This window comes from Streptomyces sp. NPDC029041 (assembly GCF_040637515.1).
Lineage (GTDB): Bacteria > Actinomycetota > Actinomycetes > Streptomycetales > Streptomycetaceae > Streptomyces.
Map to the genome: position 1 here is coordinate 381,094 of NZ_JBEZWO010000008.1, position 26,590 is coordinate 407,683.

Sequence of the window (26,590 nt, forward strand, 5' to 3'; positions counted from 1 at the left end):
GCCCGGTCAGCCGCCGCCCCGTGGGGACGCCCGGAGCGTGATCGTCACGCACAGGCCCCCGCCCGGGGCGTCCGTCAGCGCCGCCGTCCCGCCGTCGTCCGTCACGAGCTGCCGGACGACGGCGAGACCGAGGCCGGAGCCCGACTTCCCGGTCAGGCCCTGGCCGCGCCAGAACCGGTCGAAGGCGCGGGACTTCTCGGCGTCCGACATGCCGGGACCCTCGTCCAGGATCCGTACCTCCACGACATCGCCCAGGGGTTCCACCCGCACGGTGATCGTCCCGCCGTCGGGCGAAACCTCCAGGGCGTTGGAGAGCACGTTGTCCAGCATCTGGTCCAGATGACCGGGACTGGACAGCACAGACGGCCGGCCGTCGGTACTCCCCCTGAGCGCGATGGCGACACCGCGTTCGTCGGCGGCCGGCCTCCACACGGCGAGCCGCTCCCGCACGATGTCCAGCAGCGGGAGCGGCTCGGCCGCCGTCACCTTCGCCTCGGCCCGGGCCAGTACCAGCAGCCCGCTGACCAGCCGGCTCATCCGGACGACCTCCGCCGTCGCCTGCTCCACGTCCTCCCGCACGAACTCGTCGTCCACGCCGTCGGCGATGTTGTCCAGGGACAGCCGCAGCGCCGTGAGCGGGGTGCGCAGCTGGTGGGAGGCGTCCGCGACGAAGATGCGCTGGGCCGCGATGAGGGTGTCCAGGCGTTCGGCGCCCTGGTTGAGGGTGCGCGCCAGGGTCTGGGTCTCGGGCGGGCCCGTCACGGGGGAGCGGGCGGTCAGGTCGCCGTCGCTGAACTTGCTGGCCATGTCGTTGAGCTGGCGCAGCGGCCGGGTGAGGCGCCGGGCCACGGCCACGCCGAGCAGGGCGGCCACGCCCAGGACCAGCACGGCGAGGACCGCCCGGAAGCCCCAGATCCGCCACAGCCGGCCGGTCATCTCGCCGGTCGAGTACACGATGCGTACGGCGCCGACGACCCGGTCCGTGCCGGCCGCCCGGGCGGGCACGGTGATCACCAGCTCGGGGCCCCAGATGAAGGAGGAGCCCCAGTCCGTCGTGGGGGTGCCGTCCTCCAGGGCCCTCGCCAGGGCCGCGTCCGGGGTGGGTCGCGGAAGGTCCGCCGCGCAGTCCGCCGTGCGGGTCACCTGGATCTCGTCGTCGTAGGCCCTGGCCATCTCCTCCAGGGCCCGGCAGGAGGCGGCGCGGCCGTCGCCGAGCAGCAGGGCCATGGCGTCGGCCTCACGGGTGACGGCCGCCTTGGTGTCGTCGCGCAGCTGGTCCGTGAGCGTGAACGCCACCGGCACGGTGAACAGCGCGATGGCGACCGCGACGAGCAGCACGTAGCTGCGGACGAGCTGACGGATCATGAGGCGGTTCCGTCCTCACCCGCGTCCTTCGCGATCTCCAGCCGGAAGCCGACCCCGCGCACCGCCTCGATGGTGATCGCCCCGGCGAGCTTGCGCCGCAGCGCCGCCACGTGCACGTCCAGGGTCTTCGTCGGGCCGAACCAGTTGGCGTCCCAGACCGCTTCCATGATCTGCTCGCGCGACATCAGCGCCCCGGGCTCCTCGGTGAGGAAGGCCAGCAGGTCGTACTCCTTGGGTGCGAGGGCGACCTCCTCGCCGTCCAGGCGCACCCGGGCGGCCTTGCGGTCGATCGTCAGGCGGGTGCCGTAGCGGTCGGGGCCGGCGTCGGGCGTGCCCGTGGGGGTGCGGGGCCGGGTACGGCGCATGACGGCCCGTATCCGCGCGATGACCTCCCGGACGCCGAACGGCTTGGAGACGTAGTCGTCCGCGCCGAGCTCCAGGCCGACCACCCGGTCCGTCTCGTCGCTGCGGGCGCTGATCACGATGATCGGGACGTCGCCCCGCTCGCGCAGCGCCCTGCAGACGTCCAGCCCGTCGGTGTCGGGCAGGCCGAGGTCCAACAGGACGACCTCGTAGGGACCCTCGTGCCGCAGGGCCGCCTCGCCCGTGGTGACCCACTCCACCTCGAAGCCGTAGCGCTGGAGGCCACGGCGCAGGGACTCGGCGACCGGTTCATCGTCTTCCACCAGGAGTACGCGCACAGCCGCACCCTAGTGCTTGAAAGTTGTGCGATCTCCGGTGGAGTCGGGTGCGACTGTGACGCCGGGCACTTTCCCGAGTGGCGTGTGCCCAGATGGGCATGAGCGAATCTGGACGGGCTGCCCGAGATCTCACCATGCGATATCGCGGAGGGGTTTTTCGGACGCTCGTTAGACTGAGCCGACCGCGGTACGAATGCGTATGAGCGGATAGAGACGGATTGAGCGAGGAGCGCACGTGGGCCTTGTCGTGCAGAAGTACGGAGGCTCCTCCGTAGCCGATGCCGAGGGCATCAAGCGCGTCGCCAAGCGGATCGTGGAAGCGAAGCAGAACGGCCACCAGGTGGTTGCCGTGGTTTCCGCGATGGGCGACACGACGGACGAGCTGATCGATCTCGCCGAGCAGGTTTCCCCGATGCCTGCCGGGCGCGAGCTCGACATGCTGCTGACCGCCGGAGAGCGGATCTCCATGGCCCTGCTGGCCATGGCGATCAAAAAGCTGGGCCACGAGGCCCAGTCGTTCACCGGCAGCCAGGCGGGTGTCATCACCGACTCGGTCCACAACAAGGCCCGGATCATCGACGTCACGCCCGGCCGGATCAAGACCTCGGTCGACGAGGGCAACATCGCGATCGTCGCCGGTTTCCAGGGCGTCAGCCAGGACACCAAGGACATCACCACCCTCGGCCGCGGCGGCTCGGACACCACCGCGGTGGCTCTCGCGGCCGCCCTCGACGCCGACGTGTGCGAGATCTACACCGACGTCGACGGCGTGTTCACCGCCGACCCGCGCGTGGTGAAGAAGGCCCGGAAGATCGACTGGATCTCCTTCGAGGACATGCTCGAACTGGCCGCCTCCGGGTCCAAGGTGCTGCTCCACCGCTGTGTGGAGTACGCCCGCCGGTACAACATCCCGATCCACGTCCGGTCCAGCTTCAGCGGACTGCAGGGCACATGGGTCAGCAGCGAGCCGATTACGCAAGGGGAAAAGCAGGTGGAGCAGGCTCTCATCTCCGGTGTCGCGCACGACACCTCCGAGGCCAAGGTCACGGTCGTCGGCGTGCCGGACAAGCCGGGCGAGGCGGCCTCGATCTTCCGCACGATCGCCGACGCCGAGATCAACATCGACATGGTCGTGCAGAACGTGTCCGCCGCCTCCACGGGCCTGACGGACATCTCCTTCACGCTGCCGAAGACCGAGGGCCGCAAGGCCATCGACGCGCTGGAGAAGAACAAGGCCGGCATCGGCTTCGACTCCCTGCGCTACGACGACCAGATCGGCAAGATCTCCCTCGTCGGCGCCGGCATGAAGACCAACCCCGGCGTCACGGCCGACTTCTTCACGGCCCTGTCCGACGCGGGCGTGAACATCGAGCTGATCTCGACCTCCGAGATCCGCATCTCGGTCGTCACCCGCGCCGACGACGTACCCGAGGCCGTCCGCGCCGTGCACTCCGCGTTCGGGCTCGACTCCGACAGCGACGAGGCCGTCGTCTACGGAGGCACCGGCCGCTGATGGCCGACCTCCGACAGGACGCCCGGACCGGACGGTCCGGGCGTCCGACGCTTGCCGTGGTGGGGGCGACCGGAGCCGTCGGCACGGTCATGCTCCGGATCCTGTCCCAGCGGGCCGACGTCTGGGGCGAGATCCGGCTGATCGCCTCCCCGCGCTCGGCCGGCCGCAAACTGACCGTGCGCGGCGAGGAGACCGAGGTCCTCGCGCTCACCGAGGAGGCCTTCGACGGGGTCGACGTCGCCATGTTCGACGTCCCCGACGAGATCGCCGAGCGGTGGGCGCCCGTCGCCGCCGCCAAGGGCGCGGTCGTCGTCGACAACTCCGGCGTCTTCCGGATGGACCCGGACGTGCCGCTCGTCGTGCCCGAGGTCAACCCGCACGCCGTGCGGATGCGCCCGCGCGGGATCATCGCCAACCCCAGCTGCACGACGCTCTCCATGATCGTGGCCCTGGGCGCGCTGCACGCCGAGTTCGGGCTGCGCGAACTGGTCGCCTCCTCGTACCAGGCCGTCAGCGGCGCCGGGCGCGCCGGTGTGGAGACCCTGCGCCGGCAGCTGTCCCTGGTCGCGGGCACGGAGCTCGGCGTGCACCCCGGCGACGTACGCCGGGCCGTCGGCGACGACACCGGCCCGTTCCCCGAGCCGGTCGCGCTGAACGTCGTGCCCTGGACCGGTACGGCGTGCGAGGACGGCTGGTCGTCGGAGGAGCTGAAGGTACGGAACGAGGCCCGCAAGATCCTCGGACTGCCCCGCCTGCCCGTGGCCGTCACCTGTGTCCGGGTGCCGGTGATCACCACCCACTCGGTGACCGTGCACGCCCGCTTCGAGGGCGAGGTCACCGTCGACAAGGCCCGCGAGATCCTCGCCACAGCGCCCGGCGTCGTGCTGTTCGACAACCCGGCGGCCGGGGAGTTCCCGACCCCCGCCGACGTGGTCGGCACCGACCCCACCTGGGTCGGCCGGGTCCGGCGTGCGCTGGACGACCCCACGGCGCTCGAACTGTTCGTGTGCGGGGACAACCTGCGCAAGGGCTCCGCGCTCAACACCGCCCAGATCGCCGAGCTGGTCGCGGCCGAGCTGTCCTGACCGGGCTCCCCCCGGCTGCTTCCCGCAGTTTCCGCGGCGCCGGAACCCTCAGCCGATGTCAGAGGTGGTTTGTAGGATCTGTGGACGACATGTGAGCCGATCGATGATCCGGACCACTTGTCGGTGGCGCTTCGGCATCAGAGGATTTACCTCCCCGCTCTCCGCAACCGCGCGAAGGGCGGGGAGCGTCTTTGCGGTCGCCCTTCGGCCGTGGGAGCGCTTACAGGCGTGGGGACGCCTGGAACCGGGCGTGGGGACGTCCGTTCACATTTGGATATAAGGGAAGAGCGGGACGCATGAGGGCCATGAACGCACCATCGACTGTGCTGCCTGACGCGGGTAGACCGGCAACGGCGACGATCGGCGTGAAAGTGATGCCCGGCACGTACAACCCTCACGGGGGTCAGCGTGTCCAACAGGCGTGGCAGAGGTACTCGACTTCAGCGCGGCGCGCGGCACGGTCCTTCGACCGCCCCGCCCGGCGGCCCTCCGACCCCGCATGGCCGGTACGCCCGGTGGCATGCCGGTGATCGCGCCCGTGCCCGCAGCGCGGCCGACCCGCATACCCAACCAGCGTGACGGCGCTGAGGACGGTGTCGCGGCCGGGACCTCCGTCGACCACCTCACCGAGACCTACCGGGCGCACTACCGCTCGCTGCTGGGTCTCGCCGCCCTTCTCCTCGACGACACCGCCTCCTGCGAGGACGTCGTCCAGGAGGCGTTCATCCGTGTCCACTCCGCCCGCAAGCGCGTCCGGGACCCCGAGAAGACCCTGGCGTACCTGCGCCAGACCGTCGTCAACCTCTCGCGCTCCGCGCTGCGCCGCCGCATACTCGGCCTGAAGCTGCTGTCGAAGCCCATGCCCGACATGGCCAGCGCCGAGGAAGGTGCCTACGACCAACTGGAGCGCGACTCCCTCATCAAGGCGATGAAGGGGCTGCAGCGCCGCCAGCGCGAGGTGCTGGTGCTGCGCTACTTCGCGGACATGACCGAGGCGCAGGTCGCCGAGACGCTCGGCATATCCCTCGGCTCCGTCAAGGCCTACGGATCGCGCGGTATCGCGGCGCTCCGGCTGGCCATGGAGGCGTCGGCATGAGTGACGGAGACGGGGCGCGCCGTGACGGGCGCGACCGGCACGAGCCCTTCGAATGGCACGAGCCGACAAGGCTGCACGGGCAAGATCCGAAGCAATCGCACGCTGGGAACGGAACTGTGAACCACGGCCCCGACGACCAGAGCCCCGACGGGCTCGACTCGGACGAGCTGGACCTGCGCTCGATGCTGCACCAGGTGGTGCAGGAGGTGGAACCGCGCGACGGCACCCTGGACTACCTGCGCAAGGCGGTACCGCAGCGGCGGGCCCGCAAGCGGCAGGCCGTCGTCGGCATGGCGGCCGCCGCGCTCTTCATCGGCACGGCCGTCCCCGCCCTCGTGCACGTCTCCAACGCCACCGGCTCCGAGGCCAACCCGGCCGTCGCCGGCCACTCCTCTCAGACCCAGGGCGGTGCGGGCCAGGGCAAGGGACCGGACGGCGGCGAGAGCACCGCGGGCGGCTCCTCCGGCAAGACCGAGGGCAAGGAGAAGGGCGAGAAGAAGGAGAAGGACAAGGGCAAGGCGTCCGGCGGAGCCTCCACCGGCGCGTCCCAGGGCGGTACCGGCCCTTCCTCCACCGCCGCCGCCGGCATCCCGGCGTGCACCGCGGCCCAGCTCGGACCCGCCTCCGGAAGCGCGGGCGCCCCCGACTCCACCGGTGCGGTCTCCGGCTCCTTCCGCGTCACCAACGTCTCCGGCGCGGCCTGCACGGTCACCGGTCCCGGCTCGGTCAGCGCGCTGCCGCAGGGCGCGGCGGACGTGAACAAGGTCGGTCAGGCCCGGCACACCGCGGGCGACGCGGCGGCAGGTCTGCTGCCCGACCCGTCCCTGGAGGCCGCCCAGCTGGTGCTCCAGCCGGGCATCGGCTACGACGTGAAGTTCGCCTGGGTCCCCTCCGAGACCTGCCCCGCTCCCGGCGGCAGCGTCGGCGGCCCCGACCCCAGCCCGGACCCGACCCCGTCGGAGGACCCGACGACCACGGCCGGCACCTCCACCGGCGGCGACACGGGCACAGCCCCGCAGCTGGTCCGGGAGGACGGCACGGTCGACGGCAGTGTCGCGGTGACGTACACCCCGGCCACCGGCTCGGGCGCGAGCTCGGTGACGGTGTCCAACGCGTGCGCGGGCACGGTGTACTGGACGGGCGTGCTGGCAGGGTCGTAGGCATGGGCGCAGCCCGTCAGGGGCTGCGGACCGCCCGACGGGGCTGCGCACCCACAAGGCGGGTCTGTGGACTCACCCGGCGGGGCTGTGGGCTTACCCGGCGGGTTTGGGGCCGCCGCCCGACGGGGCTGCGCACCCGCAGGGCAGGGTTGTGGGCTCACCCGGCGGGGCTGGGGGCCGCCCGGCGGGCTCTGGACTGCGAGGGCCGCGGACCCACACGGCAGGGCTGCGGGCCTACATGGCGGGGCTGCGGGCCCCCCGGCAGGGCTGTGGACTCACCCGGCAGGGCTGTGGGCTTACCCGGCGGGGGTGTGGGCCGCCCGACGGGCTGCGCACCCGCAGGGCAGGGTTGTGGGCTCACCCGGCGGGGCTGGGGGCCGCCCGGCGGGCTCTGGACTAGAGGGGCTGCGGACCCACACGGCAGGGCTGCGGGCCTACCCGGCGGGGCTGTGGGCCGCCCGGCAGGGCTGTGGGCTCATCCGGCAGGGCTGCGGGCCCGCCCGCCACGGCTGTGGACTCACCCGTCACGGGCTGGCCCGCCCGGCAGGGCGAGGGCGCCGCTCACTTCACAGCGGCGTCCACGGTGACGGGCTCCTCGTCCGCGACCAGCCCCAGCTCCGCGTCCCGTGCGAACTCCGTCTCGCGGCGCAGCAACCGGAACCACATGAAGATGACGAACCCGACGAAGGCGAACCACTCGGCGGTGTAGCCGAGGTTCTGGAACGCCTTCAGGTCCAGGCCCGAGTCCGGCGGCGCGGCAGCCGGCACCGCCTTCATCCCGGCGTCGCCCTTCGACAGGGTGACCCACGCGTCGTACACGTCGTAGGGCACCAGGTTGACCAGGGACGCCGCGCTGATCGCCGCGGTCTGCCCGGCCGGCAGGCCGCCCTGCGCGCTGACGCCGTTGTCCCCGGGCGTCTCCGACGCCTGCAGCGCCCCGGTGATCGTGACCTCACCGGACGGCGGGGCGGGGACCTTCGCCGTGGCGGCGGCCCCGGGCAGCCATCCCCGCACGACCGGCAGCGCCTCACCCGAGTCGGTCCGCAGCAGCGTCAGCACGTAGAAGCCCTGCTTGCCGTCGAGCTCCCGCCCGGGCACGAGCAGCTGCTTGCCGTACCGCCCGCTCGCGGTGACCAGCTTCCCGGACGTCGCCTTGTCCACCGGCAGCATGTCCTTCAGGGGCCGCGGCGCCTCGTGCCGGGCTTCGGAGACCTGCTCGGTCGCGGTGCGATGGTCCCGCACACGGTCCTCGAACCGGCTCAGCTGCCAGGACCCCATGAAGATGCAGAAGGGGATGGACAACAGCACGAAGACGTTGATCCCCCACCATCGGGGCGTCAGCAGAAACCGGTACACACCCCCACGGTACGGGGGCGCCGGGCGCCCCCGTACCGTGGGGGTCGGCGAGGAAGCGGGCCCGTCGGCCGGTTCCGGACGGCGGGGGAGCCGTCCGCGGCCGGTTCTCGCCGGCCCGGACCGCGCCCTGCCGGCCGTCGTTGCCACCCCGGCACCCGAGGCGTGGCAGAGAGCGGTTGCCGCCCCCGTCGGCCGCGGCGAGACCGAACCCGACGGAGGTTATCCACAGGCTGGGGACCTCGCGAGCGGATTGCCGGCCGGGGCGGGCACTATGGGGCCATGACTGAGAGCAACGGGTCCGACGCACGCGACCGGCGGGACCAGCACGAGCAAGCGGTACAGGCGGGGCGGCAGGAGCGGATGCCGGACTGGGAGAAGCGCTTTCGGGCGCCGCGGGTCTCCCTGCCCGACTGGGCGGAGGACGCGCCGGACCGCTCCCTGTTCGTCTCGAACGCGACCGGGACCTACGAGGTGTACGCCTGGGACCGGTCGACGGGAGAGCAGCGCCAGGTGACGGACCGGCCCAACGGCACGACGGACGGCGTGCTGTCCCCGGACGGCGCGTGGATCTGGTGGTTCGACGACAAGGACGGCGACGAGTTCGGCGTGTGGCGCCGCCAGCCCTTCGAGGGCGGCGCGGACGAGCCGGCCGCCGCGGGCCTGGAGCCCTCCTACCCCGCGGGCCTCGCCCTCGGCCGGGACGGGCGTACGGCGGTCGTGGGCCGTTCCACCGACGAGGACGGCACGACCATCCACCTGGTGCGCACCGGCGAGGACCCGGTGGAGATCTACCGCCACCGCGAGTCGGCCGGCGTCGGCGACCTCTCCCACGACGGCTCGCTCATCGCCGTCGAGCACACCGAGCACGGCGACGCGATGCACTCAGCGCTGCGCGTCCTGCGCCCCGACGGCACCGCGGTCGCCGACCTCGACGACACCGAGGGCGGCACCCGGGAGCTGGGCCTGGAGGTCCTCGGCTTCGCTCCCGTCGACGGTGACACGCGTCTGCTCATCGGCCACCAGCGCCGCGGCCGCTGGGAGCCCCTGGTGTGGGACGTGGCCACCGGCGAGGAGACGGACCTGGCGCTGGAGCTGCCGGGCGACGTCAGCGCCGAGTGGTACCCGGACGGCAGCGGCCTGCTCATCGCGCACAGCTTCGAGGCCCGCAGCGAGCTGTTCCGCTACGACCTGGCCGGCCGCACCCTGTCGGAGATCCCGACCCCGAAGGGCACGGTGTCCGGAGCGACGGCCCGGCCCGACGGCAGCGTGGAGTTCCTGTGGTCCTCGTCGGCCGAGCCGTCGGCGGTCCGCTCCACCACCGGCGGTGTCGTGCTCGACCCGCCCGGCATGAAGTCGCCCGGCTCGGTGCCGGTGGAGGACGTGTGGGTGGAGGGGCCGGGAGGCCGCATCCACGCCCTCCTCCAGCGGCCCGCGGGCACCACCGGCCCGCTCCCCACCGTCTTCGACATCCACGGCGGCCCCACCTGGCACGACAGCGACTCCTTCGCGGCGGGCCCCGCCGCCTGGGTGGACCACGGCTACGCGGTGATCCGTGTCAACTACCGCGGCTCCACCGGCTACGGCCGTGCCTGGACGGACGCCCTGAAGCACCGCGTCGGCCTCATCGAACTGGAGGACATCGCCGCGGTCCGCGAATGGGCCATCGCCTCCGGTGTCGCCGACCCCGAGCGCCTCGTCCTCACCGGCGGCTCCTGGGGCGGCTACCTCACCCTGCTCGGCCTCGGCGTCCAGCCCGACGCGTGGACCCTGGGCATCGCGGCGGTGCCCGTCGCCGACTACGTCACGGCCTACCACGACGAGATGGAAGCGCTGAAGGCGATGGACCGCACGCTTCTGGGCGGCACGCCGGAGGAGGTCCCCGACCGCTTCGAGGCGTCGTCCCCCCTCACCTACGTCGACCGGGTCAAGGCGCCGGTCTACATCTCGGCCGGTGTCAACGACCCCCGCTGCCCGATCCGGCAGATCGAGAACTACGTCAAGCGCTTGGAGGCGCGGGGCGCGGTGCACGAGGTGTACCGCTACGACGCCGGGCACGGGTCGCTGGTGGTGGACGAGCGGATCAAGCAGGTGCGGCTGGAGCTGGAGTTCGCGGAGCGGTACCTGAAGGGAGGGCCGGGCGCCCAGTAGCCCGGGGGCGGGGGCGGTTCGGCTGCTGCGGGTGGGTCGTGGCTGATCGCGCGGTTCCCCGCGCCCCTCGGGGCGCGGGGCGCCCCGTCACGCCCCCGACCGCTCCCGCCGTCTGCGTCCCAGCAGCTCCGCGAGCCCCCGCCTCGTCGCCGCCAGCACCACCCGGTCCCCGGGCCCCAGCACATACGCGGGAGGCAGGTCCCACACGAGACCCGAAGCCCGCATCCGCTCCTCGCCCGGAGGGCCGGCCTCTCCCCGACGGCCCCCGGGAGGTGACGTGTTGAGCGCCAGCACCCGCCAGGCCCCGGCCCGGAACGCCTCGCCGGCCGTCCGCCCCTCCAACTGCGGATGCCCGGCCACCTCCACCTCCGCGAACAGCAGCACCCGCCGCTCGACCGGGATCGCCCCCAGGATCTGCCGCCCCATCATCGCCCCGGCGAAGGCGGGCGCGGCCAGATGCGACACACTCCGGCTCCGCGTCAGGGCGAACGGGTGCGCGGCCCGCAGCGTCCGGTACACGGCCGTCGCGAAGTCGTCGTCGTACAGCCGTAGCACGACCCGCAGGTCGGGCCGTACGGACCGCGCGTACAGCGACGCCTCCAGGTTCGTCGTGTCCGCGCTGGTCAGGGCCAGCAGGGCATGGGCACGGTGGATCTTCGCGGCCTCCAGCACGCCCTCCTGCGTGACGTCGCCGAGCACCACCGGTACCCGCAGCCGCCGTGCCGTGGCCAGCCCCCGCGCGTCCGGATCGGACTCCACGCACACCACGGGGATGTTCAGTTCCCGAAGCCGCGTCAGCACGCGCGTCCCGATCTTGCCGAGCCCGAGCAGCACCACGTGCCCGCCGAGCCCCCGGGGCGGCTTGCGCAGCGCGGACGCGCTGCGGAACGTACCGAGCGCTTCCAGTACCGCGGCCAGCAGCACCGGCAGCAGCAGCAACCCCACCAGGCCGGACAGCAGTTGCAGCACCTGCCGCGCCGTCGACTCGTGGAACGCGGGATCGTTGATGCCGAACAGATCGAGCAGCGTCACGTACGTGGCGTAGAGCGGATGTTCGTCGGTCACGATCATCAACGCGACGGCGAGCGCCAGCACGCAGCCCACCAGCCCGGCCAGCGACCACCGCAGCCGCCGCGAGAACAGCGAGGCGAACGGCGGCACACCGCCCCGGCCCGCGGGCAGGGAAGGCCCGGAGTACGACACCTGCTCCAGGACGACGGTCCCGCGCCCGGTCGCCGCCGCCACCGCCGCCTCGTCCGGCAGCAGGTGCGGTCCGTGCTCCCCGCTGCCCTCGGAACCGTCCGCGCCGGCCGGGTCGTTGCTCGTCGCGGACAGCAGCGCCAGGGTGCACAGACCCGGGTCGGCCACCTCGCCCGGCCGCGGCGGCTGCCGTTCCACCGCGCGCAGCACCAGTCCCTCCGTCTGGACGACCTTGCTGGTGCCGACGAGAGCGGTGGCGGCCAGCGCGGGCGCGGCCGTGTCGGCGTCGGACAGCACGGTCGTCGACGCGTCGAGGCCCGCCCCCTGGTCGCCGCCGCCGGCGGCGACGGCGGCGGTCTGGTCCAGCAGTTCCTCAATGTGCTGGCCCAACCGCCGGTTGTAGAGCCGCAGTACGAGGCGGATGCGCGGGTTGAGCCGGCGGGCCGTGAGCGCGGCGCGGATGTTGGTCTCGTCGTCGTCGAAGACCAGCGCCAGCGCCGCCGCCCGGTCGGCGCCCACCTCGGTGAGCACCGTCTCGGTGATCTCCGGTGCCTCCACGACCTGTTCGCTCGCGGCCGGTTCGCCGCTCGCGCCGGTCCGGTTGGCGGCCGCGTTCACGACCCGGTCCAGCAGCGCGGCCGAGACGGCCCGCGCCCGCCCGACCACGGGCTGCCGCACCCGCCGGCCGGAGGGCGGCACGACCAGCGTGACCTGCTCGGCGTAGACGCCGCGGAGTTCGGCGGCCAGCCGGTGCGCGAGACCGTCGTCACCGCACACGATCATGTGCGTGGCCGGATCACTCGGCTGACCTTGGTTCGGAACGCTCCCCACGAGGAGAAGACTGCCTCACCGGGACGACCGGTTCCAGAAGGGGCCGGTGCGGCGTGAACGCCCGGCCGCCGCCGCCCGTACGCAAGGGGAGGGAATGGGGAATGCCCTCGCGCACCACCGGAGGTACCGGGCCCGTGGCCATCACGAACAGAGCCCCGCAGGACAGCGATGAGCGCGGCGGCGCCGGGGAGGACCGGGGAACGGGGACGGGCCCGGGCACGGAGACAGGCCCGGGCACGCAGACGGGCCTGGGTAAGGAGACGGACCCGGGCAAGGAGACAGGCCCGGGCAAGGAGACGGCCCCGGGCGCGGAGGAGGCCCCGCAGCTCAACTCCCCGCTGCTGCTGACGCTTCTGCTGCTCACGGCGGTGATGTTCCAGGGCCCGATCCGCGGCGCCCTGTCCGCTCCCGTGATGCAGAGCTGGATGACCGTGTTCGTCGCGGTCATGGTCCAGGCACTGCCGTTCCTGGTGCTCGGGGTGCTGCTGTCGGCGGCCATCGCGGTGTTCGTGCCGCCGTCGTTCTTCGCCCGGGCCCTGCCGAAGCACCCGGCCCTCGCGGTGCCGGTCGCGGGGGCGGCGGGCGCGGTGCTGCCGGGCTGCGAGTGCGCGTCCGTGCCGGTGGCCGGCGCCCTGGTCCGCCGCGGGGTCACACCGGCGGCGGCCCTGGCCTTCCTCCTGTCGGCGCCCGCCATCAACCCGATCGTGCTGACGGCGACGGCCGTGGCGTTCCCCGGCAACCCGGAGATGGTCCTGGCCCGTTTCGTCGCGAGCCTGCTGGTGGCCTGCTCGATGGGCTGGCTCTGGCACCGCCTCGGCCGCACGGACTGGCTCCGCCCTCCGGCCCGCGCGTCGCACGAGGGGCAGGGCAGGGGAGCGGCCTTCTGGGGCTCGGTCCGCCACGACGTGACGCACGCGGGCGGCTTCCTGGTGATCGGCGCGATGGCCGCGGCCACCCTGAAGGCGGTCGTCCCCGTGCAGTGGCTGAGCCTCGCGGCCGGCCATCCCGTGCTGTCGGTCCTGGTCCTCGCGGCCCTGGCCGTCCTGCTCTCCCTCTGCTCGGAGGCGGACGCGTTCGTGGCGGCTTCCCTGACCCAGTTCTCCCTGACGGCCCGTCTGACGTTCCTGGTCGTCGGCCCGATGATCGACCTGAAGCTCTTCGCGATGCAGGCGGGCACCTTCGGCCGCGCCTTCGCCCTGCGCTTCGCCCCCGCGACCTTCGCCCTGGCCGTCGTCGTATCGGCCCTGACCGGAACGGTCCTGCTGTGAACCGCCAGGCCCAGACGGCCCTCCTCTTCCTGCTCGGCGCGACCCTCCTGCACGCCGGCACGACCGACCTCTACCTGCGCTACGTCAAGGAGGGCCTGCGCCCCCTGGTCCTCCTGGCGGGCGCGGTCCTGATCGCCACGGCGGCGGCCACCCTCTGGTACGACCGCCGCAGCACCCCCGCGCCCGACCACCACCGCGAACCCCGCGTCTCCTGGCTCCTCGCCCTCCCCGTCCTCGCGCTGATCCTGGTCGCCCCGCCGGCCCTGGGCTCCTACAGCGCGGCACACACCGGTACGGCGCTGACGAAACCCTTCGGCTTCCCGGCCCTGCCCGCCGGCGACACGCCGCTGCGGCTGGCCGTGGCGGACTACGCCGGCCGCGCGATCTACGACGACGGCCGCGCCCTCCACGACCGCGAGCTGAAGATCACCGGCTTCGTCAGCCTGGACCGCGAGGGCGCCCCCTATCTGGTCCGCATGGGCCTCAACTGCTGTGCCGCCGACGCCCAGCCGGTCAAGATCGCCCTGACGGGCAACACCCCGCCGGTCCTGAGGCCGGACACCTGGCTGGAGATCACGGGCACCTACACCCCCCGCCGCACCAAGGACCCGGTCAACAACGGCCCCATCCCCTACCTGCGGGTGACGACCGCGAGGCCGGTCCCCACCCCGCACGACCCGTACGACGAGACCTGGAACTCCTGAACTACGGTGTGGAGAAGCCCTTTTGGGGTACTCGGAGAAGACCGCTGATCAGCGAGGGGTAGGCATGACCACACTCCGAGACGAGCGCACGGCGGACCTCGGCCGGCCGCTTCCGCCCGAGGCGGCCCGCGAGGAACTGGCGAAGGCCGACCACCGGGCGGGTCTGACCCTGGCCACCCTGGGCGCCGTCCTGGCCGCCCTCCTCACCGCGATCACCGCCGGTGTCATCACCCCCGCCCAGTACGCCGCGATCCCCCAGCTCCTGCTCTGGACCGGCTGCGCGGCCTGCGCCCCGTCCCTGGTCCTGCTGAGCCTGGCGAGGGCGCCGCACCCGGCCCCCACCGCCGACACCCCGCCGCAGCTCCTGACCCGGACCACCCGCGTCAAGCACCGCCGGATACGGCACGCGATGACGTGGGGGGCGGCGTTCCTCGCCCTGACCCTCGCGGGGACGCTGACGGGGCTGCTCTCCTAGACCGGCCGCCCGGCGTCGTCTCCGCGGAGCCGTCGTGCCGCAACTCGCCCACGGAGTCCACGTACTCGATCAGCGGACGGGCGAACTCGAGCCGCTCCTGCTCCGGTCAGTCCGGGGTGATGCGTTCGAAGGCCGCGCGCCGGTGGCGGCGGAAGCGGGCCGGCGTCTCTCAGGCGGCGGCTCATCGACCGGCCGGCCGCTCCCGGCACCTGACGCGTGGCGAGGTCCGCCGTTTCTCGCTCCGTACGAGACGGGTCTCAGAAATCCGGGGCCGGTGGACGGCGACAGGGGCGATGATCAGGAGCTGCTTACGCATTCTCCCTTTGTGACGCAAGAGGTGTGCACGTGTTCTCTGCCTACAGGCGGCTGTTCTCCGAACCCGGAATCCGCCCCCTCATGGCCGTGGGGCTGCTGGCGAAGATGCCGGGCCTCGGGATCTCCTCGGTCCTCATCCTGCACGTGGTGGGAAACATGGACCGCGGCTTCGGGGCGGGCAGTCTGGTGGCCGCGTCCTGGACGGCCGGGGCGGGCCTGGGAGCCCCTCTGCAGGGCCGTGGTCTCGACCGCTTCGGTCTGCGCAAGGTCTTCGGTCTGCTGGTGATCGCCCAGTCGCTGTTCTGGGGGCTGGCCCACTTCCTGCCGTTCCCCGCCCTGGTGGCCACCGCGTTCATCGGAGGCCTGACCACACTGCCGGCCTTCACGGTCATCCGCCTGGCCCTGGCCGACATGGTCACCGAGGAGAACCGGCACACCGCCTACGCGGTCGAGGCGATCACCACCGACGTCGCCTACATGGCGGGCCCGTCCTTCGGCATCCTGCTCGCCTCCCTGGCGTCGCCCACGGTGGCGTTCCTGACCATGGGCGCACTGTTGTTCGTCGCAGGCGGGGCGTACCTGCTGCTCGACCCGCCCCTCAAGGCGGCGGGTCCTGTCGCGGACGGCGGCAAGCCCCGGCTGCGCGGCTGGCTGACCGCGCGGATGGTGTGCGCACTGAGCATCACCGTCGCGACCTCGATCGCGGTGATCGGCTTCGAGGTCGCCGCCATCGGCACCCTGCAGAAGTCCGGCCAGCTGCACTGGAGCTGGCTGCTGCTGGTGGCCGCAGGCCTCGCTTCGGTGGCAGGCGGATTCCTCTACGGAGGCCTGCGCCGCCCGCCGTCGGTGTTCGCGATCGGTGCGCTCCTCGGCGTGTGCTGCATCCCGATCGGGCTCGCGACCGAGTGGTACTGGCTGTGCGTGCTCGCCGTCCCCGCCAACCTCCTCGTGGCACCCGCCCTGTCGGCCAGTGCCGGGGCCGTGAGCCGGCTCGCACCCGACGACAGCAAGGGCGTGGCCATGGGCACGTACGCCAGTGCGATCCTGGTCGGCAACGTGATCGGCTCGCCGCTGGCCGGCACGGTCCTCGACCACGGCGGCCCCGCCGCTTCCTTCGCCGCGTTCGGCACCACGGCCGCACTCACAGCGGCCCTGGCCTACCTCTGCGACCTGCGTCTGCGAGGCAAGGAGAGCGACCTCCCCGGCGCCCGGAGCGAACAACTGGAGTCCTCGCAATCTCTGCGGTGAGGATCGGCGGGCCGGGGCCCGTGTGGCCGGTCGGCTCGGAGATCCGGAAGACCTTAAGGACACGGTCGGGGGCCTGGCGCTCGTGCGTGTGGTGAGGCTCCCCGCATTGAGCGCCCCGAGGCTCGACCGCGGCATGAAACGCCCTCAACCAAACTAAAAATCCTCACAATTACTCGGTAAGGGCTGCCCAAGCGCTCCGGATCGACCACAAACGGCCATTAGCGTGAGCGCGGCATGCGCACCCGCGCCACGGATGCGCACAGAACTCGGGGGAGGCTCGCCATGCGTGGAAGCACGTGGCATCGGCGTCGGGACTGTTCACCAACTCCGTCGCACCTGGGCTCGCTGACCTTACTTCTCATCCTCTCCAACGTGGTCTGGCTGCCACTGCCCCTGATCGGCGCCGAGGCGTCGCCCGAGACCTGGGGTCCTGTGGCAGCATTTCGAGGACCAGGGTTGGGAGCGGCTCGCCGCTTGCGACAGCTGGGAGGAACACGGGCTGGTCTTCTCCTCGGCCGTCGGCAAGCCGCTCGACGCGACCAATGTCCGACGGGCCTTCCGCCAGGCGCTCAAGGACGCCCAGGGGCTCAACGTCGACGAGTGGACGCCTCGGGAGCTGCGGCACAGCTTCGTGTCGCTGCTGTCCGACCGTGGTGTCCCGCTGGAGAAGATCTCCCGGCTCGTCGGCCACTCCGGTACGGCCGTGACCGGAGGTGTACCGGAAGCAGATCCGGCCCGTCATCCAGACCGGTGCCGTGGTCATGGACGGCATCCTTAAGCGGGCCTCGGAGCGGTAGTCACGCAGATAGACACGCAAAACGAATCAGACCCACCTAGGAACGTTCCTAGGTGGGTCTGACCTTGTACTTCACTGTCGGGGTGGCGGGATTTGAACCCACGACCTCTTCGTCCCGAACGAAGCGCGCTGCCAAGCTGCGCTACACCCCGATGTCGCTGCTGTCGCGGCGACGACGTTTACTTTAGCCCACCGGTGGCTAGAGACGAAATCCGGTTTTGCCGCGGTGGCGGATGGGGTTCGGGCGGGCGTGGTCGAGGGCCACGAGGAGGACGGCCAGGGCGTAGAAGGAGAGGCCCAGGAGGAGCGCGTTGCCGAGGACCCGCTTGAAGCCGTCCTGGCCGACGTCAAGGAAGGGGTAGAGGTAGCGGTCGGGGGTGCCCGGGAGGAGCAGCTCGCCCCGGGTGAGGCAGAAGGCCAGGTAGGCCATGGGGTAGAGCAGCCAGGTGCTGGCCTGGCGGAGGTGCAGGCGGCCGGGGGACGTGAGCAGGAGCCAGTCCAGTACCGCGGCGATCGGGGTCACCGTGTGCAGGACCGCATGGGAGACGGCCTGCCAGCCCGTCGGGGTGGCGGCGTCCCCCGTGAGGGAGAACGGGCTCGCCTCGTTCGCCAGGAGCAGGTGGTGCACCGAGGCCGCGATCACGACGTAGAGCAGCGTCGCGCCCATGACGGCGCCCGGCAGGGGACGGCCGGTCGTCCACGCGCGGCGGGCCGACAGGGTCATGACCAGGGCCAGCAGCAGATTGCTCTGGATCACGAAGTAGCTCAGGGCCCGGGTCGGCTCGCCGAGGAGCAGTTCCAGGGCCACGCCCCCGGCCGCCGCGAGGGCGACCGACAGGCGGAAGGCCGCGGCAGCGGGGCGGCGGACCGGCGTGACGACGGCCGTGGCGGGCACGGGAGCGGGCTTCAGTGCCGGCGGGGACGGTATCGCTGGGAGGTCCGGGATGTCCCGGGGTATCGGGGCGGTCATGCCCCCACGCTGACAGAAACGGACATAGGGGGCGATGTGGGCGGGGCTGTGCGGGTTACGTCCACCCGGGACGAGGCCGCCCCCGCCCCGTCACCTCCCCCTGCCGGCCTCAGCTCCTCACGGCCTCGCGCCCCACCAGCGTCAGCAGCGTCGCCTCCGGCGGGCACGCGAACCGTACGGGGGTGTAGCGGTTCGTGCCGCAGCCCGCCGATACGTGCAGGTACGACGTACGGCCCTCCGCCGTGTGCGTGGACAGGCCCTTCACCCGCTCCGTGTCCAGGTCGCAGTTGGTGACCAGGGCGCCGTAGAAGGGGATGCACAGCTGGCCGCCATGGGTGTGGCCGGCCAGGATCAGGGGGTAGGCGTCGGCCGTGAGGGCGTCCAGGCTGCGCAGGTAGGGGGCGTGGACCACGCCCATCGAGAAGTCGGCCGACTCGGACGGGCCGCCCGCCACCCGCGCGTAGCGGTCCCGCTTGATGTGCGGGTCGTCCAGGCCCGTGAGTTCCACCGAACCGCCCTCGAGCTTGAGCTCGCCGCGCGTGTTGGTCAGGTTGAGCCAGCCCGCCGCGTCGAAGCCGTCCCGCAGGTCCTCCCACGGGTTGTGCACCACGCCCTCGGCCGGCGCGTTGCCGTTGAGCCCGTGGCGGCCCTGGGCCTTCTCGAGCAGGTAGCGGGCGGGGTTGCGCAGCTTGGGGCCGTAGTAGTCGTTGGACCCGAAAACGTACGCCCCGGGGAACTCCATCAGGGGGCCGAGGGCGTCCAGGACCTCCGGGACGCCCTCCGGGTCGGAGAGGTTGTCACCGGTGTTGATCACGAAGTCGGGGCGCAGGCCCGCCAGGGACCGCAGCCAGCGCTGCTTCTTGCGCTGGCCGCCGACCATGTGGATGTCGGAGACCTGGAGCACGCGCAGGGGGCGCATACCCGGGGGCAGGACCGGGACGGTGACCCGGCGGAGGCGGAAGGAGCGGGCCTCGAAGCCCGCCGCGTACACCAGACCGGCGGCGCCAGCCGCCGCGATTCCCAGGGGGACTCCGTATCGCGCGCGCATACGACCATCGTGTCAGACCCCGGCCGTGGTCCGTGCCGGGCGGTGCCCGAAATCCCCTGATCGCACCGGCCCTTCGGCCGCGGCCGCCTAAATCGAGGGCGCCGTTCCTCCCGGACCTGCGACAATCGACCGCATGACCACGCTCAAGTCGAAGCTGCAGGATGACCTCAACGTTGCGATCAAGGAGCGCGACGAGCTGCGCTCCTCGACGCTCCGGCTGACGCTCGCCGCGATCACCAAGGAGGAGGTCGCGGGCAAGGAGAAGCGCGAGCTCTCCGACGACGAGGTCCAGAAGGTGATCACCCGGGAGGCGAAGAAGCGCCGTGAGGCGGCCGACGCCTTCGCCCAGGGCGGCCGTGCCGAGCAGGCGGAGCGGGAGAAGGCGGAGGGCGAGGTCCTCGCCACCTACCTGCCGAAGCAGCTGTCGGACGAGCAGCTCCATGAGATCGTCGCCCAGGCCGTCGAGGAGGCGAAGGCGGCCGGTGCCGAGGGGCCGCGGGCCATGGGCGCGGTCATGAAGATCGTGAACCCGAAGGTGGCCGGGCAGGCCGAGGGCGGCCGTGTCGCCGCCGCGGTGAAGAAGCTGCTGGCCGGCTGACCGTTCGACCGGACGAGGCCGGCCCCTTCCCACCCCTGCGGTAGGAACGACGGCCCCTTCCACCCACGCGGGTAGGAAGGGGCCGTCTGCGTTCCGTCGGACCCTCGGGCCCTCGGGCCGTCCAGGCGGCCGGCTCAGCCGAACCGGCCGCCGTTGCCGTTGCCGCCGCCGTTGCTCTGGCCCCGGAAGAAGCCTTCCGGGATGGAGAACGACGGCGTCGGGAAGGGCTCGCCGCCGCCTCCGCCGTTGTTGTTGCCGCCGACCAGACCGCCGATGAAGCTGTCGTTGTCGTCGTTGCCGCCGTCACCGCGGCCGCCTCCGTCGTCGTCCCCGTCACCGCGGTCCCGCGGCTTGCTGTCGGGGATGTGGACGGTGTTGAAGTTCTCGACGGGCTTGCCCTCCAGCGCGCCGGACATCATGTCGCCCCAGATCGGGCCGGGGACCTCACCACCGAAGACCTTGGGGTACGACCGGCCGCCGATGGTGATGCCGACCATCTTGCGCTTGTGCGCGGGGTCGCCGACCCAGACCGCGCCGGCCATGTTCGGCGTGTAGCCCACGAACCAGGCGGCGTAACGCTCGTCCGTCGTACCGGTCTTGCCGGCACTGGGGCGGCTGCCGAGGCCGGCCTTCCTGCCCGTACCGTCCTCGACCACGCCCTTCAGCAGCGTGTTGATCGTGTCGGCGGTGTTCTCCGACATCGCGCGCGAGCAGGTCGACTTGGGGACCTCGAGCGACGTGGTCTTGTCACCGACGCGCCGGCTGGCCGACTCGATGGCGACCGGCGTGCAGTGCATGCCCCGCGCGGCGAAGGTGGCGTACGCGTTCGCCATGGTCAGCGGGGACATCTCCTGGGTGCCGAGGGCGATGGAGGGCACCTGCGGCATCTTGTTGCCGTCGGCCCGCACGACGCCCATCTTCTTCGCCATCGTCGTCACCGGGCAGATGCCGATGTCGCTGATCATCTGCACGTAGTAGGTGTTGACCGACTTGGCGGTCGCCTCCCGCATGTCGTACGGGCCGACCTCGGAGGAGTTCTCGTTCTCCAGCTTGGCCGGGTTGGCGGGGTCGTTCATCCACCGCTTGCCGTCACAGGCCGAGACCGGGCTCGGGTACGCCATCTGGTACGGCGAGGAGTACACCTTGTTCGCCGGCATGCCGTCCTCGAGGGCCGCGGCGGCCACGATCGGCTTGAACGTCGAACCGGGCTGGTAGCCCATGCCGCCGCCCATGTCGCCGTCGACGGACAGGTTGAGGGTCGTCTCGCCCTCCTTGATGTCGACGCCGTACGGCCGCGACTGGCCCATCGCGAGGATCTTGCCGGTGCCGGGCTGGACGATCGTGGCGGCGGTGGCCACCTCGTCGCTCTTGTAGACGTGGTCCTTGATGGACCGCTGCGCCGCTTTCTGGGCCTGCGGGTCCAGCGTCGTGCGGATGGTCAGGCCGCCCTGGTTCCAGATCTTCGCGCGCTGCTCCTTGGTCTTGCCGAAGACCGGGTCGGTCAGGAAGACCTCGCGCACGTAGTCGCAGAAGAAGCCCGCGCCCTTGACCGACGTGATGCAGCCGTTCTTGGGCTTGCTGACCTTCAGGCCGAGCGGCGCCTTCATCGCGTCGGCGGCCTGCGCCGTGGAGATGTCGCCGACGTCCGCCATGCGCTGCAGCACGGTGTTGCGGCGCTTCATGGCCTCCGTCTCGTCGTTGACCGGGTCGTACCGGCTGGGCGACTGGACGATGCCGGCGAGCAGGGCCGACTGCTCGAGGGTGAGGTCCTTGGCGGACTTGGAGAAGTAGCGCTGGGCGGCGGCCTCGACGCCGTAGGCCTGCTGGCCGAAGAACGTGATGTTCAGGTAGTTCTCGAGGATCTTCTTCTTGCCCAGCTCCTCCTCGACCTGGATCGCGTACTTGAGTTCGCGGATCTTGCGGCCGATGGTCTGCTGGGTGGCCTGCGCGACCTTCGTCGGGTCGTCACCCGCCTCCTCGACGAAGACGTTCTTCACGTACTGCTGTGTCAGCGTCGAGGCGCCCTGGGAGACCTCTCCGCTGCGCGCGTTCTTGTCGAGGGCGCGCAGGACGCCCTTCAGGTCGACCGCGCCGTGCTGGTAGAAGCGCGAGTCCTCGATCGCGACGATCGCCTTCTGCATGTACGGCGAGATGTCCTTGAGGGGAACCACCGTGCGGTCGCGCGAGTAGACCGTGGCGATCTGGCCGCCGTCGGCGTCGAGGATCGTGGTGCGCTGACTCAGCGGCGGGGTCTTCATGTTGACCGGGAGCTCGTCGAAGCTCTCGACCGATCCCTTGGCCGCCAGGCCCAGCGCGCCCACGGCCGGCAGGGCGATGCCGGCCAGCACGGCTCCCGCGAGGACACTGACACCGAGGAACTTGGCGGCCTGCTGCGTAGGAGACAGACCACCGCCCGAGCGCTTCTTTGGCATGAGGGCAGCCTACGTTCTCATTCGCCGGACAGGCGTATAGGCCTTGGCCTAAGCTGCTCTCAACTGTCACAGCAGTGAGGCCACGTATCAATACGTCCGGCGACCCCGAATCGTTCTGGGTGTTCTCCAACTTTTTTGTTGGGGTCGTGTCCGAATCCGCCTTGTGTGTCATACGGCGTCCCTTGTGACGCAACTGAACTGTCCTGGTTTGCCGGGAAAGTTACGTATGCCGCCAGCTCACTCCCCCGGGTGATCTGCCGCTTACCCATAGTCCGTTCGGGCCATTCAAGATTGGGCCCGCTGGGGGTGTTGCGCTGTGCCCACCTTCCGTAACGTCCTCAACTGGCGGCGGTGAATATGCCGCTGCCGCCGTGGGGGAGCCTCGATTCGGGAGAGGACGGCGCCGGTATGGGCTGGGTAGTCGACTGGAGTGCGCAGGCGGCCTGCCGCACTACCGATCCGGATGAACTGTTCGTTCAAGGAGCAGCGCAGAACAGGGCCAAGGCGGTGTGCACCGGATGCCCGGTGCGTACGGAGTGCCTGGCCGACGCGCTCGACAACCGCGTCGAGTTCGGTGTGTGGGGAGGCATGACGGAGCGGGAGCGCCGCGCACTGCTGCGCAGGCGTCCCACGGTGACCTCCTGGCGCCGGCTGCTGGAGACGGCGCGCTCGGAGTACGAGCGGGGGTGCGGTGTTCTGCCCCTCGACGACGACGAGATCTACGAGAACTACGCGGCGGTGAGCTGAGGAGCCCCTCTCGGGAGCGCCCCAGGTCCAGGTCCGAGGGCCCTGTCCGGGCCCCTCGTCATCACCTGCGGGTTCCTGGCCCCTCTCAGGCGCCCCGCGCCCTCACCCGGTTGCGCTCAGGCACTCGCCTCGGGCGTTTCCGGCAGGTCGGCGAGGTCGGGAAGCTCACGCGCGCCGGCCGCGAGCCGGTCGCCGATGTCGCGCAGTCCCGCGAGGTCGTGCACGTCCCCGGGCAGTGCGGCCACTTCCGTCACGGCCACCTCAGGGTGGAGCGCGGTGAAGCGGTCCCGTGTGCGCTGCTCACGGGAGAGCAGCTGCATACGATCGGCGTGCAGCCTCAGCAGGCCTGCCGTGAGCTGGTCGACGGACCGCTCGGGGTCCTCCATGTGCTCCGTGTCCCCGGTGTGCTCGGTGTCCTCGGCGTTGTCGGCGGGGGAGCCACCTTCGGGAGCCGATGCCCGAGCTGGTGTTCCGGGCGTGGGAGAGTCTGAACTGTCCTGTGCGTCGGGGGAGTTACGAAGTACTGCTTTCCCGTCCTCCTGATCCACAATGCCGGGCTCTTCAAGATTTTCCGCGGCGGCGAGCGCCCGCTCGGCCGACAGCCCGTCGGCACCGCTGCCATGCACCCGGTTGAGCACCAGACCCGCCAGCGGCATGTCCTCCGCGGCCAGCCGCTCCACGAAGTAGGCCGCCTCACGCAGCGCGTCCCGCTCCGGGGCCGCGACCACGAGGAACGCCGTGCCGGGCGCCTGGAGCAGCTTGTACGTGGCGTCCGCGCGGGTACGGAAGCCGCCGAGGGTGGTGTCCATCGCGGACACGAACGTCTGCACGTCCTTGAGGAGCTGACCGCCCAGCAGCTTGCCGAGGGTGCCGGTCATCATCGACATCCCGACGTTCAGGAACTTCATCCCGGCCCGGCCGCCCAGCTTCGCCGGGGTCGTCAGCAGCCGGATCAACCGGCCGTCCAGGAACGAGCCGAGCCGCTTGGGCGCGTCCAGGAAGTCCAGCGCCGAACGGGACGGCGGTGTGTCGACGACGATCAGGTCCCATTCGTCCCGGGCGCGCAGCTGCCCGAGCTTCTCCATCGCCATGTACTCCTGCGTGCCCGCGAAGCCCGCCGAGAGCGACTGGTAGAAGGAGTTGCCCAGGATGGCGGCCGCCCGCTCGCGGTCCGCGTGCGCCTCGACGATCTCGTCGAAGGTGCGCTTCATGTCGAGCATCATCGCGTGCAGCTCGCCGCCCGCCGCGTCGTCGATGCCCTTCACCCGGCGCGGGGTGTTGTCGAGGGAGTCGATGCCCATGGACTGGGCCAGCCTGCGGGCCGGGTCGATGGTCAGGACGACCACCTTGCGGCCCCGCTCGGCCGCGCGCAGCCCCAGAGCCGCAGCGGTCGTCGTCTTGCCGACCCCGCCCGACCCGCAGCACACCACGATCCGGGTCTCCGGGTCCTCCAGCAGCGGATCGACGTCGAGCAGGCGCGCCGGCGACAGACGGTGGTGGGCCGGGTCCGGACGACTCATGACATCCCCTGCTTCCGACTCATGACGGGTGTTGCCTGTCGGTCTTGGCTCATGACGTGCCCTGCTCGTGTGCTCGTCCGTGCCGGCTCGTGCCAGGTCCTGCCCGCGTGCCCTGTCCGTGCCGGCTCGTGCCAGGTCCTGCCCGCGTGCCCTGTCCGTGCCGGCTCGTGACGCGCCCTGCCCGCGTGCCCTGTCCGTGCCGGCTCGTGACGCGCCCTGCCCGCGTGCCCTGTCCGCCCCCGCTTCATGACACGCCCTGTCCGCGCAGCTCGCGGGCCAGTTCGTACAGCCCCGCCAGGTCCATGCCCTCGGCGAACAGCGGCAGTTCGTGCAGCGGCAGGCCCACCTCGGCCAGGACCGCACGCTGCTCGTGCTCCAGCGTGTACCGCTCGGCGTACTCCTCGGCCTGCGTGAGCAGCGGGCCCACCAGCCGCTCGGCGTGCCCCCCGCGCCGCGCCCCGCCGAGCCCCGCGGACGCAAGGGACCGCGCGACAGTGGAACGCGGGACCGTCCGCAGGAGTTCCAGGTCGGTCTCGTCCAGCACCTCCGGCCGGACCATGTTCACGATGATCCGGCCCACCGGCAGCCGGGCCGAACGCAGCTCGGCGATGCCGTCCACGGTCTCCTGGACGGGCATCTCCTCCAGCAGCGTCACCAGGTGCACGGCCGTTTCCGGCGACTTCAGCACCCGCATCACGGCCTGCGCCTGATTGTGTATCGGGCCGATCTTGGCGAGACCGGCGACCTCGTCGTTCACGTTCAGGAAGCGCGTGATCCGCCCGGTCGGCGGGGCGTCCATGACGACGTAGTCGTAGACGAACCGCCCGCTGCGCTCCTTGCGGCGCACCGCCTCGCACGCCTTGCCGGTCAGGAGGACGTCCCTGAGGCCGGGCGCGATGGTGGTGGCGAAGTCGATCGCGCCGAGCTTCTTCAGGGCCCGTCCCGCGCTGCCCAGCTTGTAGAACATCTGGAGGTAGTCCAGAAGGGCCAGTTCGGGGTCGATGGCGAGGGCGTACACCTCCCCGCCCCCGGGTGCTACCGCGATCTTCCGTTCCTCGTAAGGCAGCGCCTCCGTTTCGAAGAGCTGCGCGATGCCCTGACGGCCCTCGACCTCGACGAGAAGCGTCCGCTTCCCCTGCGTGGCCAGGGCCAGCGCTAGGGCCGCGGCCACCGTGGTCTTGCCGGTACCGCCCTTGCCGCTGACGACCTGGAGCCTGCTCACGTATTCGAGCCTAACCAGTCCGCGCCCGGGCTACGCGGGAGGCTGTGGACAAGCGGTGCGGTGGTGGGCCGCGAGCCCCTGCCCGCCAGGGGCTAGAGTCGGCCGCATGACCAAGTGGGAATACTCGACTGTGCCGCTGCTCGTCCACGCCACGAAGCAGATTCTGGACACCTGGGGCGAGGACGGCTGGGAGCTCGTCCAGGTCGTGCCCGGGCCGAACAACCCCGAGCAGCTCGTGGCCTACCTGAAGCGGGAGAAGCAGTAGTGGGCGCCGTCGAGGCGAAGCTCGCCGAGCTGGGCCTGAGCCTGCCCGACGTCGTCCCGCCGCTCGCCGCCTACCAGCCGGCCGTGCAGTCCGGCCCGTACGTGTACACCGCCGGGCAGCTGCCGATGGTGGAGGGCAAACTTCCGGTCACCGGCAAGGTCGGTGCGGAGGTCACCGCGGAGGAGGCCAAGGAGCTGGCGCGTACGTGCGCGCTGAACGCCCTGGCCGCCGTGAAGTCCGTCGCCGGTGACCTGGACCGCATCGCGCGCGTGGTGAAGGTCGTCGGTTTCGTGGCCTCGGCCTCGGACTTCACGGGCCAGCCCGCGGTGCTGAACGGCGCGAGCGAACTGCTCGGCGAGGTCCTCGGCGACAAGGGCGTGCACGCGCGCAGTGCCGTGGGCGTCGCGGTGCTGCCGCTGGACGCGCCCGTCGAGGTCGAGATCCAGGTCGAACTCGCGTGACACCCCCGGGGCCCTTCACGGGCCCCAGCTGCGGGATCCGGTCCCGGGGGCCACTCGAACATCCGC

22 protein-coding genes, 1 tRNA gene and 1 pseudogene are annotated in these 26,590 nt (G+C 71.6%); 14 read left to right on the plus strand and 10 right to left on the minus strand.

The features are described from left to right. Positions 1-6: 6 nt before the first annotated feature. A complete protein-coding gene (locus tag AB0F04_RS23050) occupies positions 7-1,365 on the minus strand; it encodes a HAMP domain-containing sensor histidine kinase (RefSeq protein ID WP_362044001.1) in 1,359 nt (452 codons plus the stop codon). After that, a complete protein-coding gene (locus AB0F04_RS23055) occupies positions 1,362-2,066 on the minus strand; it encodes a response regulator transcription factor (RefSeq protein WP_362044002.1) in 705 nt (234 codons plus the stop codon). Before AB0F04_RS23055 ends, AB0F04_RS23050 begins: the two co-directional genes overlap by 4 nt. A 235-nt stretch (positions 2,067-2,301) precedes the next feature. Here AB0F04_RS23055 and AB0F04_RS23060 point away from each other — a divergent pair, with 235 nt between their 5' ends. The 4 genes from AB0F04_RS23060 (at position 2,302) to AB0F04_RS23075 (ending at position 6,920) form a co-directional block, all read left to right on the plus strand. Continuing rightward, positions 2,302-3,579 (plus strand): aspartate kinase, encoded by a 1,278-nt coding sequence (locus AB0F04_RS23060; RefSeq protein WP_362044004.1) that lies wholly within the window; start codon positions 2,302-2,304, stop codon positions 3,577-3,579. Then, positions 3,579-4,664, plus strand: a complete 1,086-nt coding sequence (locus tag AB0F04_RS23065) for an aspartate-semialdehyde dehydrogenase (RefSeq protein WP_362044006.1) — start codon at positions 3,579-3,581, stop codon at positions 4,662-4,664. The genes AB0F04_RS23060 and AB0F04_RS23065 overlap by 1 nt, the downstream gene beginning before the upstream one ends. A gap of 520 nt (positions 4,665-5,184) precedes the next feature. Beyond that, entirely contained in the window at positions 5,185-5,760 is a 576-nt protein-coding gene (locus AB0F04_RS23070) for a SigE family RNA polymerase sigma factor (protein WP_362044300.1), read from the plus strand. 116 nt (positions 5,761-5,876) lie between these two features. Beyond that, entirely contained in the window at positions 5,877-6,920 is a 1,044-nt protein-coding gene (locus AB0F04_RS23075) for a hypothetical protein (RefSeq protein WP_362044008.1), read from the plus strand. A gap of 561 nt (positions 6,921-7,481) precedes the next feature. Here AB0F04_RS23075 and AB0F04_RS23080 read toward each other — a convergent pair. After that, positions 7,482-8,276, minus strand: a complete 795-nt coding sequence (locus AB0F04_RS23080; RefSeq protein ID WP_362044010.1) for an SURF1 family protein — start codon at positions 8,274-8,276, stop codon at positions 7,482-7,484. 279 nt (positions 8,277-8,555) lie between these two features. Between AB0F04_RS23080 and AB0F04_RS23085 the strand changes: the two genes are divergently transcribed. Further along, positions 8,556-10,424: a prolyl oligopeptidase family serine peptidase gene (locus AB0F04_RS23085; RefSeq protein WP_362044012.1), complete on the plus strand. Its 1,869-nt coding sequence runs from the start codon at positions 8,556-8,558 to the stop codon at positions 10,422-10,424. Positions 10,425-10,511: 87 nt separating this feature from the next. On the opposite strand, the gene AB0F04_RS23090 is transcribed toward AB0F04_RS23085, so the two are convergent. Then, positions 10,512-12,407, minus strand: a complete 1,896-nt coding sequence (locus AB0F04_RS23090; RefSeq protein WP_362044302.1) for an NAD-binding protein — start codon at positions 12,405-12,407, stop codon at positions 10,512-10,514. Positions 12,408-12,556: 149 nt separating this feature from the next. On the opposite strand from AB0F04_RS23090, the gene AB0F04_RS23095 reads away from it, so the two are divergent. The 5 genes and pseudogenes from AB0F04_RS23095 to AB0F04_RS23115 form a co-directional block, all read left to right on the plus strand. Continuing rightward, positions 12,557-13,723 carry a permease gene (locus AB0F04_RS23095; protein WP_362044014.1) on the plus strand — a complete coding sequence of 389 codons (1,167 nt, stop codon included), beginning with the start codon at positions 12,557-12,559 and terminating at the stop codon, positions 13,721-13,723. Next, on the plus strand, positions 13,720-14,427 hold the full coding sequence (locus AB0F04_RS23100; protein WP_362044016.1) for a TIGR03943 family protein: 708 nt from the start codon (positions 13,720-13,722) through the stop codon (positions 14,425-14,427). The genes AB0F04_RS23095 and AB0F04_RS23100 overlap by 4 nt, the downstream gene beginning before the upstream one ends. Before the next feature lie 64 nt (positions 14,428-14,491). Continuing rightward, positions 14,492-14,902 (plus strand): hypothetical protein, encoded by a 411-nt coding sequence (locus AB0F04_RS23105; RefSeq protein ID WP_362044018.1) that lies wholly within the window; start codon positions 14,492-14,494, stop codon positions 14,900-14,902. A gap of 345 nt (positions 14,903-15,247) precedes the next feature. Further along, positions 15,248-16,465: an MFS transporter gene (locus AB0F04_RS23110; RefSeq protein ID WP_362044020.1), complete on the plus strand. Its 1,218-nt coding sequence runs from the start codon at positions 15,248-15,250 to the stop codon at positions 16,463-16,465. Positions 16,466-16,895: 430 nt separating this feature from the next. After that, a pseudogene (locus tag AB0F04_RS23115) lies at positions 16,896-17,262 on the plus strand (tyrosine-type recombinase/integrase); the annotation flags it as partial. A gap of 77 nt (positions 17,263-17,339) precedes the next feature. On the opposite strand, the gene AB0F04_RS23120 reads toward AB0F04_RS23115, so the two are convergent. From AB0F04_RS23120 to AB0F04_RS23130, 3 genes are all read right to left on the minus strand, one after another. Beyond that, a tRNA-Pro gene (locus tag AB0F04_RS23120) sits at positions 17,340-17,413 on the minus strand. A 47-nt stretch (positions 17,414-17,460) separates the two neighbouring features. Continuing rightward, entirely contained in the window at positions 17,461-18,231 is a 771-nt protein-coding gene (locus tag AB0F04_RS23125; RefSeq protein WP_362044022.1) for a Pr6Pr family membrane protein, read from the minus strand. 109 nt (positions 18,232-18,340) lie between these two features. Continuing rightward, a complete protein-coding gene (locus tag AB0F04_RS23130) occupies positions 18,341-19,279 on the minus strand; it encodes a metallophosphoesterase (RefSeq protein ID WP_362044024.1) in 939 nt (312 codons plus the stop codon). A 133-nt stretch (positions 19,280-19,412) separates the two neighbouring features. Between AB0F04_RS23130 and AB0F04_RS23135 the strand changes: the two genes are divergently transcribed. Continuing rightward, entirely contained in the window at positions 19,413-19,877 is a 465-nt protein-coding gene (locus tag AB0F04_RS23135) for a GatB/YqeY domain-containing protein (protein WP_362044026.1), read from the plus strand. Positions 19,878-20,011: 134 nt separating this feature from the next. Here the strand turns inward: AB0F04_RS23135 and AB0F04_RS23140 are convergent, their stop codons facing one another. Continuing rightward, positions 20,012-22,309 (minus strand): transglycosylase domain-containing protein, encoded by a 2,298-nt coding sequence (locus AB0F04_RS23140; protein WP_362044027.1) that lies wholly within the window; start codon positions 22,307-22,309, stop codon positions 20,012-20,014. Between the two features lie 408 nt (positions 22,310-22,717). Between AB0F04_RS23140 and wblA the strand changes: the two genes are divergently transcribed. Beyond that, on the plus strand, positions 22,718-23,056 hold the full coding sequence (gene wblA, locus AB0F04_RS23145) for a transcriptional regulator WblA (protein ID WP_053669668.1): 339 nt from the start codon (positions 22,718-22,720) through the stop codon (positions 23,054-23,056). A 116-nt stretch (positions 23,057-23,172) separates the two neighbouring features. Here wblA and AB0F04_RS23150 read toward each other — a convergent pair whose 3' ends face one another. Both AB0F04_RS23150 and AB0F04_RS23155 read right to left on the minus strand, forming a co-directional pair. Next, positions 23,173-24,576 carry an ArsA-related P-loop ATPase gene (locus AB0F04_RS23150; protein ID WP_362044030.1) on the minus strand — a complete coding sequence of 468 codons (1,404 nt, stop codon included), beginning with the start codon at positions 24,574-24,576 and terminating at the stop codon, positions 23,173-23,175. Positions 24,577-24,820: 244 nt separating this feature from the next. After that, on the minus strand, positions 24,821-25,798 hold the full coding sequence (locus tag AB0F04_RS23155; RefSeq protein WP_362044032.1) for an ArsA-related P-loop ATPase: 978 nt from the start codon (positions 25,796-25,798) through the stop codon (positions 24,821-24,823). A 106-nt stretch (positions 25,799-25,904) separates the two neighbouring features. Between AB0F04_RS23155 and AB0F04_RS23160 the strand changes: the two genes are divergently transcribed. Both AB0F04_RS23160 and AB0F04_RS23165 read left to right on the plus strand, forming a co-directional pair. Continuing rightward, positions 25,905-26,063, plus strand: a complete 159-nt coding sequence (locus AB0F04_RS23160) for a DUF4177 domain-containing protein (RefSeq protein ID WP_097218487.1) — start codon at positions 25,905-25,907, stop codon at positions 26,061-26,063. Then, positions 26,063-26,524 (plus strand): RidA family protein, encoded by a 462-nt coding sequence (locus AB0F04_RS23165; RefSeq protein WP_053669671.1) that lies wholly within the window; start codon positions 26,063-26,065, stop codon positions 26,522-26,524. The genes AB0F04_RS23160 and AB0F04_RS23165 overlap by 1 nt, the downstream gene beginning before the upstream one ends. Positions 26,525-26,590: the final 66 nt, after the last annotated feature.